At 69.1% G+C, this 13,631-nt stretch carries 13 protein-coding genes; 4 read left to right on the top strand and 9 right to left on the bottom strand.

Features of this window, described 5'->3' with window-relative positions:
* Positions 1–33: 33 nt before the first annotated feature.
* A complete protein-coding gene (locus AC0662_RS32655; RefSeq protein WP_452193140.1) occupies positions 34–546 on the bottom strand; it encodes an AAA family ATPase in 513 nt (170 codons plus the stop codon).
* A 71-nt stretch (positions 547–617) separates the two neighbouring features.
* Entirely contained in the window at positions 618–1,226 is a 609-nt protein-coding gene (locus tag AC0662_RS32650) for a TetR/AcrR family transcriptional regulator (protein ID WP_452193141.1), read from the bottom strand.
* Positions 1,227–1,301: 75 nt separating this feature from the next.
* On the opposite strand from AC0662_RS32650, the gene AC0662_RS32645 reads away from it, so the two are divergent.
* The 3 genes from AC0662_RS32645 to AC0662_RS32635 are packed head-to-tail and all read left to right on the top strand — an operon-like array spanning position 1,302 to position 3,197.
* Positions 1,302–1,859 carry a 2TM domain-containing protein gene (locus AC0662_RS32645; RefSeq protein ID WP_478305469.1) on the top strand — a complete coding sequence of 186 codons (558 nt, stop codon included), beginning with the start codon at positions 1,302–1,304 and terminating at the stop codon, positions 1,857–1,859.
* Between the two features lie 40 nt (positions 1,860–1,899).
* The gene (locus tag AC0662_RS32640; protein WP_452193144.1) at positions 1,900–2,541 is read left to right on the top strand and encodes a Pr6Pr family membrane protein; all 642 of its coding nucleotides are present in this window, start codon (positions 1,900–1,902) and stop codon (positions 2,539–2,541) included.
* Positions 2,542–2,546: 5 nt separating this feature from the next.
* Positions 2,547–3,197 (top strand): class I SAM-dependent methyltransferase, encoded by a 651-nt coding sequence (locus tag AC0662_RS32635; protein ID WP_478305467.1) that lies wholly within the window; start codon positions 2,547–2,549, stop codon positions 3,195–3,197.
* A 157-nt stretch (positions 3,198–3,354) separates the two neighbouring features.
* Here the strand turns inward: AC0662_RS32635 and AC0662_RS32630 are convergent, their stop codons facing one another.
* Both AC0662_RS32630 and AC0662_RS32625 read right to left on the bottom strand, forming a co-directional pair.
* The gene (locus AC0662_RS32630) at positions 3,355–4,002 is read right to left on the bottom strand and encodes a transglycosylase family protein (RefSeq protein ID WP_478305465.1); all 648 of its coding nucleotides are present in this window, start codon (positions 4,000–4,002) and stop codon (positions 3,355–3,357) included.
* A 281-nt stretch (positions 4,003–4,283) separates the two neighbouring features.
* Positions 4,284–4,823 carry a DUF5946 family protein gene (locus AC0662_RS32625; RefSeq protein ID WP_478305464.1) on the bottom strand — a complete coding sequence of 180 codons (540 nt, stop codon included), beginning with the start codon at positions 4,821–4,823 and terminating at the stop codon, positions 4,284–4,286.
* Between the two features lie 100 nt (positions 4,824–4,923).
* Between AC0662_RS32625 and AC0662_RS32620 the strand changes: the two genes are divergently transcribed.
* Positions 4,924–5,523 (top strand): response regulator transcription factor, encoded by a 600-nt coding sequence (locus AC0662_RS32620; protein ID WP_452193149.1) that lies wholly within the window; start codon positions 4,924–4,926, stop codon positions 5,521–5,523.
* On the opposite strand, the gene AC0662_RS32615 is transcribed toward AC0662_RS32620, so the two are convergent.
* The 5 genes from AC0662_RS32615 to lanKC form a co-directional block, all read right to left on the bottom strand.
* Positions 5,502–7,199 (bottom strand): ABC transporter ATP-binding protein, encoded by a 1,698-nt coding sequence (locus tag AC0662_RS32615; protein ID WP_478305461.1) that lies wholly within the window; start codon positions 7,197–7,199, stop codon positions 5,502–5,504. The genes AC0662_RS32620 and AC0662_RS32615 overlap by 22 nt on opposite strands.
* Entirely contained in the window at positions 7,196–8,848 is a 1,653-nt protein-coding gene (locus AC0662_RS32610) for an ABC transporter ATP-binding protein (protein ID WP_478305459.1), read from the bottom strand. The genes AC0662_RS32615 and AC0662_RS32610 overlap by 4 nt, the downstream gene beginning before the upstream one ends.
* Positions 8,845–10,677, bottom strand: coding sequence for a prolyl oligopeptidase family serine peptidase (locus tag AC0662_RS32605; RefSeq protein ID WP_478305458.1), 1,833 nt, complete (start codon positions 10,675–10,677; stop codon positions 8,845–8,847). Before AC0662_RS32605 ends, AC0662_RS32610 begins: the two co-directional genes overlap by 4 nt.
* A 177-nt stretch (positions 10,678–10,854) precedes the next feature.
* A complete protein-coding gene (locus AC0662_RS32600) occupies positions 10,855–10,992 on the bottom strand; it encodes a SapB/AmfS family lanthipeptide (protein WP_130387812.1) in 138 nt (45 codons plus the stop codon).
* A 4-nt stretch (positions 10,993–10,996) separates the two neighbouring features.
* The gene (lanKC, locus tag AC0662_RS32595) at positions 10,997–13,552 is read right to left on the bottom strand and encodes a class III lanthionine synthetase LanKC (RefSeq protein WP_478305455.1); all 2,556 of its coding nucleotides are present in this window, start codon (positions 13,550–13,552) and stop codon (positions 10,997–10,999) included.
* Positions 13,553–13,631 lie beyond the last annotated feature (79 nt).

Below are 13,631 nucleotides of genomic sequence, written 5' to 3'. Positions count from 1 at the left end.
GGTCAAACTACCCTCGGGTAGCCAACCGCGTCATCAGTCGAAGCGTGCCTCGTCGAGGCGGCCGAGGATCGCGTCGACGGTCTCTCCGACGCTGAGGTCGGAGTTGTCCAGCCACAGCCCGCGCCGTGGGCTGAACGCGTGCAGTTCGTAGTCGAGCTCGTCGACCAGATGCCGGGCGCCGCCGATCCGGCTGGAGATCACGTCGGGCCGCGGGGTCAGGACGACGAGGTAGCGCGGCCGGGACTCGATGCCGTCCAGGAACTCGCGCAGCAGTTCACCGATCACCACGTCCTGCAGTACGACGGTGAATCCCGCGCTCGCGTACTCGTCCGCGGCCTTGCAAGCGAGCCGATAGCGCAGCTGCAGTTGGCGTTGTGCCTCGAGTACGTCGTCGGCCATCGAGGCCTGGCCGCTGACGATCATTCGCCGGAAAACGTCCCCCCGAAGATGCACGCCGTACTGGAACCTCTCGGCGAGCATCTGGGACACCGACGACTTCCCCGCCGCCATGATTCCACTGACGACGATCACCCCCTCGGACTCCATGCGGTGATCGTGCCACGCGGTGCGCGGTTTTAGTCCGGCGTCGGCGATTCTTGTCCGAAAACCCCGATTTCTCAGGGGTTTCCGGCGGTCAGCGTGTCCAGATGATGGCGCAGCAGTTGCCGGATCCGCGGCGCCGTACTGCGGTCCGGCTGGATCGCGGCGTGCAGTGCGAGACCGTCGATCAGGGCATGCAGGCTTTCGGTCTCGCGCCGCAGGTCGAGGCCGTCGCGTAGTGCGCCGGCCTCGGCGAGCGAGTGCAGCAGCGACTCGCACAGGTGCCGCAGTCCGTTGTGCACGGTGTCGACGTGTTCCTGCAGCGTTCCGGCGCCGGTCTCGGCCCGTGCCTGCGCCATGAACGCCAGCCAGACGTCGAACTCCGCGCGCCGCTCGGCGTCCAGCGGGAGCGCTTCCTCGAGGTAGCGCAGTGCGATCGTGGTCGCGCTGCCCTTGGGCTCGATCGCGCTGACCCGATCGCTGACTCGGCGCGAGACCAGGTCCATCGCGAAGCTGAGCAGACCGTCCTGGTCCGGGAAGTAGTAGCGGACCGCGCCCGCCGACCAGCCGGCCTCGGCGGCGATCGTGCGGACGGAGGCGGCCCGGATCCCGTCCCGGCGGACCACCCGCCACAGCGCTTCGGCGATCTCCTCGCGGCGGGCGGCGTGGTCGACGATCTTCGGCATGTGGTCCTTTTTAGCACAGATGTGTTAGTCTCGTTTCACAACACAGTCGTGTTGAAAAACTCGGGAGGGAACACCGTGCTGCTCGCTGTGATCGCCGGGTGTGAGATCGGCTTCTGGGTCCTGCTCGCCGCCGGCCTCGTGACGCGCTACCTGCTCCGGCTGCCGAAGGTCGGCCTGGTGCTGCTGGCCGCGGTGCCACTGGTCGACGTCGTGATGCTGGTCGCGAGCGTCCTGGACATCCACCGCGGAGCGGAGCCCGCGTTCAAGCACTCACTGGCCGCGATCTTCATCGGGGTCAGCGTCGGGTTCGGGCACCAGACGCTGAAGTGGGCCGACGCTTGGGCCGCGCACTTCATGGCCGGTGCGCCGCGGCCGCCGAAGCCGCTGAAGAAGGGCCCGGAGCGTGCCCGCCGCGAGCGCGCCGGATGGTTCCGCCACCTGTTCGCGTACGTCGTCGGCGTCGGCATCATGATCGCTCTCGGCCTGCTGTCCGGCCGTGGGTACGACGCCGTACTGGCGCCCGCGTGGACCTGGACGATCGTGCTGGTGATCGACGCGGTCGTGTCGTTCAGCTACTCGTTCGACCGGGCCGAGCCTTCGGGCCAGGCGCCGCGCGAGAAGGAGTCGGTGTAACGTCCGCGGTTCGCGCGGTCACTCGTCGTACATTTCCAGCATGACGACGGTTGGGCGGGTCTGGGCGGCGGTCACCGGGCTGATCGTGGTGGCCGGGATCGTCATCCAGTTGCTGGTGACGGGCGGCGGGCACGAAGGGTTCTTCCCGGACAATCCGGAGCGGGTCCTGAACGTGTTCGCGTACTTCACGATCCAGTCGAACCTGCTGCTCGGCGGGACCGCGCTCGTCCTCGCGGCACAGCCCGACCGGCCGGCGAGCAAGCTCTTCAAGACGCTCCGGCTGAACGGCGTGCTCTGCATCGCGGTCACCGGGATCGTCTACCACGCCGTCCTCGCGGGGCTGGGGGAGCTGCAGGGATGGGCGGAAGTGGCGAACTTCCTGCTGCACACCGCGGCTCCGGTCGCGGGCGTCGTCGGCTGGTTGTTGTTCGGGCCGCGCGGGCTCACCGACTGGTCGATCGTCCGGTGGTCGATCGTGTATCCGCTGCTGTGGCTGGTGTTCACGCTGATCCGCGGCGAGTTCGTCGGGTTCTATCCGTACCCGTTCGTGGACGTCGACGAGCACGGGTACGGACGGGTGCTGCTGAACTGTCTGGTGGTGGCGGTACTGTTCCTGGCTCTGGCGGCCGGTGCGACAACTCTGGACCGCCGCCTGCGCCGGAAGACAACCGTCGAAAGGTAAGACCAGTGCTGGTGACCTCGCGCTCGTACGAGGAGTACGAAGCGATGTTCGACCTGAAGGAACTCCCGGACTCGGTGCTCGACTGCTGCGCCGGGGGTGCCGGCTTCACGGCCGAGGCCGCGGCCCGTGGCGTCGACGCGATCGCCGCGGACCCGGCGTACGAGCTGGAGACGCCCGAGCTCGTGGACACCGTCCGGCGCAGCCTGCCGGCGACGTCCGAGATCATCGGCGAGCACGAGGCGAGCTTCGTCTGGCACTGGTACGGCTCGCCGGAACGCAAGGACCAGTACCGGATCGAGGCGGCCGACCGGTTCCTGCAGGACGTGATGGAAGCACCCGAGCGGTACGTCGCCGCGGGGCTGCCCGAGCTGCCGTTCGGCGACCGTCGTTTCGAGCTGGTGCTCTGCTCGCACCTGCTGTTCACGTGGGCCGACAAGTACGACCGCGGATGGCACGAGGCCGCGTTGCGGGAGCTGATCCGGGTCAGCAACGCCGAGGTGCGGATCTTCCCGCTGGTGCAGCAAGGGGCGGGTGCGTCGATCCCATGGATGCACGAGCTGCTGGACTCGCTCGAGGGCGTCAGCTACGACATCCGCAAGGTGCCCTACGAGTTCCAGGTCGGCGCCAACGAGATGCTGGTCCTCAGCCGCCGCTGACCGCGCTGACCGCGTGGTGCTTCCCGCTCAGCGCGCTCACGGATGAGTTGCGCACCAACCCGCCACGATGAGCGGGAAGCGGTCCGGAGTGCCGGGCAGTGATGGGAGGACGGTCACCACCACCCGCCCGGCAGTGTCGGGGTCAGCGGCCCCGAAATCAGCGCAGGTACTTGCCGCAGACCGGCCACGGGGAGGCGCCGCGCTGCGAGTAGAGCTTCTTCGCGCGCATCAGCTGCTCGCCGGCCGACGCGTTGGTCGGGTTGCCGGAGCCACCGACGCTGCGCCAGGTCTGCAGGTCGAACTGGAACAGTCCGTAGTAGCCGCCGCCGTTGACCGCGCGCGGGTTGCCGCTGGACTCGCAGTTCGCGACCTTGGCCCAGGCGCCGCTCAGGTTGGCCTTGCCGCTGCTCGCCTTCGGGCGGCTGGTGTCCCGGCTGGACCGGTTGTCGCGGTGGACCTTCGAGGACTTCTTCTTGACCTCGGACTTCCGCGGCTGCGCCTGGTCCTGCTCGGCGACCTTCGGGGCGGCGGCGGACTTCTTCACGCCGTCCAGCGTCAGGCTCTGGCCGATCAGGATGAGGTTCGGGTCCTTCAGGTTGTTGATCCGGGCCAGCTCGTGCCAGTCGGCACCGTTGGCCGCCGCGATCTGCGACAGGGTGTCGCCGGACTTGACCGTGTAGTCGGACGACGCGAACGCGGCTCCGGCTCCAGCGGCGGTGATGCCGGCTCCCAGACCGGCGATCGAGAGGGTTCGGGCCACCCGGCGAGTGCTTCGCCGGGCGCGCGCATGTCGAGCCTTGGACATCAGAAAAGCGCTCCTTGTGAGCTTGGGCATGGTGGAACTATCACCAGGCCCCCCGTGCAGGGGAGGGAGGGGGCAATCGGACAGGTCACAGGGCGGCGTCCGAATGGTCACGCCCCGGTAACGACGCGACCTGAGTCATCCTCTGTGAGGTTCGCCGGAAACGCAACCCCAGATCGTGATCTGCCCCGAACTTTTTCCGGCCGCTAACCTTCCGAAACCCCAACAACAGAACGGTTTCCGGCCTCGACACGCCGATCGTCCGGAGGGTGGAACCGATCGGTTTAACGGGTCCGGAAAAAGCGTTCCGGAACCAGTTGCACGGTCAGTTCCCGAATCGTCGCGCGGTCGTCCTCGGGCCACGCCTCCCAGACCTGGCGGGCCCACCTGAGCAGGGTCGACTCAACCTCGTCGACGCCTCCGGCAACGAGCACGTCGTACGCCGTGAGCTCGCCGGCCCGGGCGGGCGGGACGAGTAGCGGCCAGTCGTCGTAGGAGTTGGCCATGATGCCGTGTGCGGTCCGGACGTCGAGGTTGCCGGAGCCGCGTTCGAGGAACATGTAGAGCCCGTTCAGCGCGAACACCGGGCCGATCCGTGGGCCGTCGGGGTTGACGTGCTGCGCGCCGTACGCATCGATGCGGAGCTGATGCAGGTGGCCGAGCCGGGCCGCGTTCCGCACTTCGAACCCGAGTAGCTCACCGGCCACCTCCGCACATTCCGGCGAGGCGTTGTACTTCGACGTGCCCGGCCACCGCGAACTCTGCAGAACCGCGGCGCAACCGGGGCAAGTTGTCGTGTCAGGCGTGTCATCCGGTGAGTTCACTCGTTGATCGAAGCACGGGCACCGTCGTCCGGCAGCTGCTTTCCGCTGGGGGCGTGGGTGAACGGCGGATGAGGCAACGAATGTGATGGGGGCAGGAGCGGTGATCCGAGTGGCTCTCGGCCATCGCGGCACATTGGTGCGTGGTGCACTGGCCGCGGTGCTGGCAAGGGAGAACGACCTGGACGTGGTGGCCGAGGTGGACCGCGCGGAGGAGGTGCTCCAGGTGGCCGGACGGCGCCCGGACGTCTTCCTGCTCGACCCGCAGCTGCCCGGCCGGATCCGGATCGATGAGCTCTGCCGGAAACTGGTCGGTCGCGGCGTGCTGGTGCTGATCGACCACGAGGCGATTGCGGCCACCAGCCTGGCGCTGGTGAAACAGGCGCCGCGGATCGGCCTGATCGCGAGCGATGCGACCACTGACCAACTGGTACAGGCGGTGCGCGACGTGGCGAAGGGCCTGCCGGTGGTCGACGTACGGCTGGCGGTGGCCGCGTTGAAGGCCGGTGACAACCCGCTGACCGACCGCGAGTGCGAGGTACTGCGTCAGGTCACCACCGGCGCGACGGCGCAGGAGATCGCGCGGACTCTCAGCCTGAGTGCGGGGACTGTTCGCAACTACCTGTCCCGCATTCTCGCCAAGACCGGTTCGCGGAGCCGGATCGAGGCGATCCGCAAGGCTCAGGACGCGGGCTGGATCTGACCGGTCCGGCTTTGGTTGGGTGTCCAGCTGCCGTGGAGATCGCGGTACATCCGGGACGTGCGCATCAGGCCGGCGTGGGTGCCGAGGGTCGCTTTGTTGCCGTCGAGCACGAGAATGCGGCGCGCCCGCAGCGCCGAGCTGATCCGGTGGGCGATCACGACGAGAGTCCCGTGGCGTTGGGCGAACGCTTCCTCGGCCCGACGTTCGGCCTCCGGGTCGAGGTAACAGGTCGCTTCGTCGAGGACGACGAGCGGCGCAGGTGACAGGTAGGCGCGAACCAGCGCGAGCAACTGCTTCTCGCCCGCGGACAGCTGCGCCGGCTTCACCTCGGCATCCAATCCGCCGATCCGGTCGACCAGTGTTCCGGCACCGATCGCCCGTACTGCTTCGGAAATCTGATCATCCGTTGCGCTGGGCAACAAGTAGTTCAGGTTGTCCCGCACGGTGCCGCTGAAGACGTAGGCCTCTTGCGGGATCAGCACCCGGGTCCGCGCGAGCAGTCCCGTGGCGAACTCCGTCGGTGGCGCACCGCCGAGCAGCACTCGGCCGCCGGTCGGCGCGAGCATCCCGCAGACCAGCCCGGCCAGCGTCGACTTGCCGATACCGCTCGGCCCGACAACGGCGAGGTGTTCGCCTTCGGGGATGCTCAGCTCGAGGCTGTCCAGCACCGGCTCGGCCTTGGGGCCGTAGGCAAACGTCAGGTCGTTCAGCCGGACCTGGTAGCCGTTCACCGCGTCGACCGGCCTGGGCTGTGCTGCCGCAGTGGACGTGTCGAGGATCCGGCCGAGGGTGATGACGTACCGGAGGCCACTGTCGCCGAGCGCGTTCATGACGGTGTTCAGCGCCGGTTGTAAACCGATCAAGACATACGTGAGTCCGCCCAGCAGCGTGCCGGTGCTCACGCCACGCCCGACCAGCCACGGTCCGGTCGCGAGCAGGATCAGCAACGGCAGCCAGCCGCCCACCGCGAAGCACAGGGTCCGCAGCGCCGACACCTTCGCGAGCGCGCGCTCCGCCGCCGCATGCGCCGCGATCGGTTCGCCGACGAGCCACTCGGCGTACTCCTCGGTCCCGGTCGCGGTGATGTCGCGCACGCCGCCGAACACCATGCCCGCCGATGCCGCGAGCTCCTCGTCCGCCGTCAGTGACGCCCGCACCCGATCCGCGGCCATCCCGAGCACCGCCAGCGACAACGCGAACCCGACCAGGAACGGTGGTACGACGAACGCGGCGACGAGCGGAGCGAGCGACAGCAACCCGGCCAGTACGCCGAACAGCGTGACCGCGAAACTCCGCAGTACCAGGACCAGTCCGGCGAAGGTGTCGCGAACAATCTCCACCTGCCGGTTCAGTCGCGCGACGGCGCTGTCGTCGCCGGACCGGAGCGCGCCGCCGACGACCCGGCGTACCAGATCGTCGCGGAGCGGCTCGACCAGATCACCGAGCCGGCCGTAGACCTGCCGTGCTCCCGTGGCACCCAAGCCCGCGGTCGCCACCAAGCCACCCAGCCACGCGATCCCTTGCCACGCGTGCCCGCCGAGAAAGCTGTCCGTCGCCCGCGCCACCGCGATCCCGTAGACCGCCGTCGGCAGGATCTCCGGAATCGACCACCCGATCAGCCCGACCGTGGCCCGCTTCCGCAACGCGACAGCACCGAACGACAACTCGCGCTTCATCCGAAGACGGCTCTATAGGACGGGTTGTGCCAGAGGTCGGCGTGGGGGGCGATGGCGCGGACCTGGCCCTGGTCGAGCCAGATGACCAGGTCGGCGCGGGCCGCGGTGGCGGGGCGGTGGGTGACGATCAGGCGCGTGCGGTGGTGCCGGTCCTCGGTGAGGGTGCGGCTGATCTGGCGTTCGGTGGCCGTGTCGAGGCTCGACGTGGCGTCGTCGAGAACCAGCAGCCGACGGGCCGACCAGGCGCGGGCGAGGCCGAGGCGCTGCCGTTCGCCGCCGGACATCGGTGCCTTGCGCAACGAAGTGAAGTAGCCGTCGGGAAGGCGGCTGACGAAGTCGTGCGCGTGCGTGGCGCGCGCCGCGGCGAGCGTGCGGATCGGGCTGACCGCGTGCGGGTCGAGGGACTCACCAACAGTCCGGCCGACCAGCTGCGGACGCTCGAACGCGCACCCGACCGCGCTCCGCAGCGCACGCCGGCTGACAGCCTGCAGCGGTACGCCGTCCAGCGAGACCTGCCCCGTCGACGGGTCCCGCAAGCGGGCCGCGACCGCCGCGAACACGGACTTGCCGGCGCCGCTCGGGCCGACGACCGCGATCGTGCGGCCACCTGGCAGGTCGAGATTCACGTTGTGCAGCAGGACATTCCCGTCCGCGACGACGCTGACGTTGTCGAACGTCAGCTGCCCCGGCCCGGCCGGCAACGGCAGCGTGCCGTGCGCGACCGTCTCGATCGAGATCACCTCGGCGGATCGCTTCACGCCGGCCTTGGCGCGGGCGATCTCACCCAGGACACCGGTCAGGTTGCCGAGACCGGCCCCGAGGACGGCGTACTGCGAGGCGGCGAACAGCTCGCCGGCGGTGATCCGGCCGGCGACGAGTTGCAGTCCACCGACCGCGAGGACGGCGACCAGGACGAGCGGGCCGACGACCGCGGCCTGCGCGCCGGAACGGGCCAGGATGCGCCACGTGACGACGCCGTGCCGGTGCAGTTCCGGGAGCAGGCTGAGGATGCGGGTCTCTTCGCGGTCCGTCGTACCGGCGGAGGTGATGGTGCGGATTCCGGTGAGGGACTCCGACAGCAGGGCGGCGATGCGGCCCTGGGTCTCCTGGTAAGCCAGGCTGACGTCGGCGGTTCGTTTCGCGAACGTCCACAGCACGAGGATCACGAGGACGACGCCGCCGAAGAAGGCCGCGGCGAGCCACGCGTCGATGACCGCGAGCAGAACGAGACTTCCGAGCGGCGGCGCGATCGCGGCGATCGCCGTCACCGCGGCCGGACCGGCCTGGGCAGCGTCGGTGGCGTTCGCCGAGACGCGCGTGACCAGGTCGCCGGTCTCGAAGTCACGCGTCCTGTCGGGACCGCCGCGGACGACGTGCCGGACCAGACGACGCCGAAGCCAGGCCGTCGTTTCCGCGACGCACGCCGCGCCTGCGAACGCGTCGATGATGCTCGCCGCGATCCCGAGACCGATCAGCGTGGCGGCGGTGATCAACCAGCGGGTGTAGCCGTCGCCGGCAACGATCGCGTCGACCGAGCGGCCGAGAACGGTCGGCAGCGCAAGCGTCACCCCGCTGCCGATCAGCGCGTTCACGCCGATCAACGGCAGCCAGCCCCGGCCGCGCTTCGCCACCTCTCCGAAGGTGATCATCGGTCCAGGCCCGTCTGATCGGCGAGGAACGCCAGCATGTCGGCGGCCAGCGCGATGCCGCCCGTCGCGTGACCGGCGTCCGGCTCGTGCCTGAGCAGCACCGGTCGCGCGCTCGCCGTCGCGTGCTGCAACGCCGCGCACAGTTTCCGCGTGTGCAGCGGATCCACCCGGGTGTCGTTCCCGAACGCGGTCAGCAGCACGGCCGGGTACTTCACGCCATCGGCGACGCGGTGGTACGGCGAGTAGGAGAGCAGTGCGCGGAAGTCGTCGGCGTCCTTCACCGTCCCGTACTCCGCGGTCCAGCGCTCGCCTAGACCCGAGAGTTCGTAGCGGATCATGTCGGTCAACGGCGCCGAGCAGACCGCGGCGGCGAACAACTCGGGTCGCTGGGTGAGCGCGGCAGCGGTCAGCAGCCCGCCGTTCGACTCGCCGCAGATCGCGAGCTGGTCCGGCGTCGTCCAGCCTTCGGAGGTGAGGTGCTCCGCGGCCGCGATGAAATCGTCGAACGTGTTCTGCTTGGCGTGGCGGACGGCTGCCTTGTGCGAGGTCGCGCCTCGGTCGCCGTCGCCCCGGACCGTCGCGGTCACGAACGAGCCGCCCGCTTCGACCCAGGCCAGCGCGAAGGCGGAGTACGTCGGAGTGAGCGATTGCCCGAATCCGCCGTACCCGTAGAGGATCGTGGGGCGTGGGCCTGGTGTGCCGATCACGCGGAGCTCGACGCCGGAGCTGGTGTGCAACGTGTGTGTTTCGAGGTCCGGGCGGGTCTGCGGCCGGTCGCCGTAGCGGTAGACCGTCGGCGGCGTGATCGCGTCGGTGTACGTGTACCAGGCTTGGTTGCCGTGGGCAGTGAGTGAGCCGACGGACCCGCCGGCGAGGTCGAGAGTGTCGAGGAGCCGGCCGGTCTCGCGGTCGTGCTCGGTGATCTTGTCGGCGGTGCTCACCAGGACGACGTCGTCGAGGATCGCGAGCCCGGTCAGCGGCCCGTCCGGATGGATGTAGTCGCGCCAGACGGACGGCTCGGTCGGGTCGCCGACGCAGATCCGGCCGGTGGGCGCGTCCTGAGTCGTGACGACATACAGACGGCCGTCAGGACCGACGGACATGATCGTGGTCGCGTCTTGCGGGAGGTGGGTCAGCGGGGCATCCGTCGACAGGTCCGCGAGCCAGACGTCGGTCGGCGTACAGATCGTCAGCCAGTCGCCGCTGATCTCCAGCCCGTACGACGCTTCGTCGGCGAGGACCGTGATGTCGTCAGGGTCGCCGAGCGTATGGCGGCGTACCTGGCGGAAACGGAGGTAGTAGAAGGCGGTGCTGTCCGGGAGCCAGGCGACGGGTGAGTAGCGGCAGCCGTCGAGTGGGCCGTCGATCAGCTGTCCGGTCGCGATGTCGAGGACCGAGAGCGTGGACTGCTCGTCGCCGCCGCGGGAGAGCTGGAACGCGACCTTCGTGCCGTCCGGTGACGGTTGCCAGGCGTCGAGCGTGGTCAGACCGGTCGGATCGAGCTGCTTCGGATCGATCAGCGGCGTCTCGTCGACGAACAGTACGGCGTACTGGCGGTCGGCCTCGCGGCGCAGGGTGAAGCAGCGGTCGCCGCGCCAGACAGGCGGGGAGACACTGCTGACCTCGGACAACTGGCGCACGCGGTGCTTCCAGCGGAAGCGTGTCGTCAGCGAGCAGGCGTACGTCAGCCATAGATCGTCCTGGTCCCGCAGCCAGCGCTGCGTGACCGGGTTTTCGGCGTCCTCGAGCCCGCGATACGGGTCGGCGACGGTACAACCGTGCACCTGCTCCACGAGCGTCAGACGCTCGGCGCATGGATAAGACTGCACGGAAAGATCACCTCACTCTCCTTCTGTCCCACCCACACAACGAGCGCGGCGCCGCCGGGCTACCCGCCGGCGACCGAGGCGAGTCGGTCACCGGCGTGAAACAGGTCGGCCCTGGGCGGGTCTGCCGCCCACCCAGGGCCTCTACCTGGCATAACAGGTGATGTAACAGGTGCCACATCAGTGGCAGAGCAGCAGGCTCAGGTTGCTCGGGGTCTGCGAAGCGCAGCCCAGCACGGTCAGCGTGGAGCCGCCGTGGTGGTGGCCGCCGTGGCCGTAACCCGGGGTCTCGAGACCCTGAAGGTCGAGAAGTGCCATGTGTTTACACCTCCTTCGATGTCGTTCGTCGGGACAGGGACTCGGACCACTGGGGAGGTCCGAGGAACGGGAGGGTCGCCGGCGCGTCGTGCAACGCCGTACCCAGGGCCAGCAGGACGCCGGCCGATCCGGTCGCCAGGTCCATCGAGAGCCGGAGCAACTGGTTGCCGGGGAACGCGAGGCCGCCTTCGAACGGCATCGCGTGCCAGCCGAGGCCGTGGACCAGGTCGTCGACCTCATCGCCGAGTGCGGCTGCCGTGAGGAGCAGACCGGCGCGACCCATCAACAGCCCGGGCTGGACGTAGTAGGAGCAGTGCGTGACCCGCTGCAGCTCTTGGAGCGTGACGGCGAGCTCTTCGGACGGGCGGTGGCGCAGGTACCGCTCCAGGACCAGCGCGATGCCGGCCGAACCTTCTTCGAGGTACGGCAGCGTTCGCCAGCCCTGGTTGACCTGGCGCATCCCGTCCTCGGTGAGCACCGTCCGCCTGAGATCCTGCCGGATCGCGATCTCCGCGAGGTCGAGCAGACCGGTGTCACCGAGCTGCTCGAAGGCGTTGAGGAACAGCAGCGCGGGTCCGGACGATCCGTACATCAGACCGGCCCGCGGGTACTGCCCGCCACTGATCTCCGGTACGTCGGCGTGCAGGCGATCCGCGACGAGATCGAGGACCCGGACCGCGCGCGCTCGCAGCGTCGACTCGGTGTCGAAGTGCAGGAGGTTCAGGCCGATGCCCGCGAGACCGGAGTGCAGACCGAGCTCGCGGGAGCTCCAGTCGTCGGCCAGCGTGCGGTCGATCAGGTCGAGTGCGTCCTGCCGGTAGCCGAGTTCGTCGAGGACATGCGCGACACCGTGCAGACCGTCGTACAGACCCGGTCCGGCGGGGGCGTCGACGGCCCGCTTGCGCAGCCAATCGTCGTACTCCGGGAATCGTCCGGCGCCCGTCTTGGCCAGCGCGTAGAGGACACCGGCCGCACCGGTCGCGAGATCGAGTCCGCCGCCGTCGCGGAACTGCGCGATGTCGCCGGGGAACAGGCGGTCGGTGCGTTCCGGAGTCGCGCTGGCGACGATCGCCGTGGCGAGCGCCGCGCGGACCTCGGTCCAGTCTGCCTTGCCGGGGAGCGGCAGGTCGTGGAGGTCGTTGGTCGCGGCGGCGCCGACGATCGTGGTGACGGCCTCGTCGAGCTCGGCGCGCGGGACCGGGAAGGTCTCGGCGATCATGTCGGCGAGCTGGAACGCCTTACCGGGATGGAGATTCAGCAAGATCGTCGCCTGCGGCGCATAAACGCTCAAGGCGATACAAGCGAGTGCGTACCGGTCGACGTCGATGCCCTGCCGGTCCGGCGGAGCGGCGTACCCCGGATGCGCGAGGGTCGAACGGGCCTGGTCCTCGGCCTTCGTCGCGACCTCGAAGTCGATCAGGGTCAGCTTGCCGTTCACATCGAGCAGCAGGTTGTCCGGATGCAGGTCGCAGAACACCACGCCGCGCTCGTGCAACTGCCCGACTGCCGCACCGACCTTGGCCACCATCGCGGTCGCCCATTCCGCGTACGCCGCCTTGTCGGCCTCGGTCGCGTCCGGGTGCGTCAGCGGATAACGCCGTACCAGCTCGCGTTGCAGGGACACCGAGTCGATGTGTTCCTGAACGAGGAAATGGTGGTCACCGAGCTGCAGGTAGTCGTGCGTCCTCGGTACGGCGTCCAGTCCGTCGAGCTGCTCGAGGATGTCGCGCTCGTGAGCGATCCGCGCCACCGCGTCCCGGCCGGCCATGTCGAGACCGGCGTAGGGGCGTCCCTCCTTGAGGACCACGCGGTCGCCGGACTCGGTGTGGTGACCGAGGTACACGCCGCCGCCGTTGGAGAACTGGATGACGCCGTCGATCGTGTACGCGAGGTCGTTCGTGGTGACCGCGTTGCGGGCGTCGAGATGCGGCTGGAGGAACTTGGGGAGCTCGACCCATGGCGGTGTGACGAAGGTCGGTCCGCGGTGGTCGGGGACCAGGGTGCCGTGCGGGCCCTCGAGGGCGAGGACACGCTCGCCGGCCTGGTTGAGGCAGTACCTGCTGACGAAGGCGCCGTACCTGGTGAAGAGCGGGCCGTCCGCGTAGCGCAGGTCGCTGAGGATGTACGGGCCCTCGACGCTGTGGAGGATCTCGTTGAGCTCCTTGAGGACGAGCTCGAGCTGGGCGTCGTCCGTCGGGTAGATCGTCACCAGCTTGCCGCTCGACCCACGGGGAGCGGCCTTCGAGTTGACCATCACCAGGACGGCCTCGTTGCGCAGGAACTTGAAGGCGATACCGCGTGGGACGCAGTACTCCCAGACCGCCTCGAGGGTGCGCTCGACATCTTGCAGGCGGGCGGACACGTGGATCTTCCAGCCCTGCTTGGCGAGCTCCAGGTCCTCGGGCGCGTAGTGCATCCACTGCTCGCCCGGCACGTGCTGCCAGTGCTCCGGCACCGGTCGCTGCGTGATCGCGAAGTCCGGGTGCTGAGCGCCGCGGTTGGCCGGCGTCTCGTAGAACCGCCGATCCGCAAGGCAGTAGAACTCGTAACTCTCGTGCATGACTGTCCGACCCCCCTTTCGTGGTGCCCCGCCACATCTTGGGCGGCACCCGAGGGCCCGGCGTAGTGCACGATGTCAT

This window comes from Kribbella sp. NPDC043289 (assembly GCF_056436705.1).
Note: the sequence above shows the minus strand (reverse complement) of the source record. Positions and strands in the feature narration are given on the sequence as shown.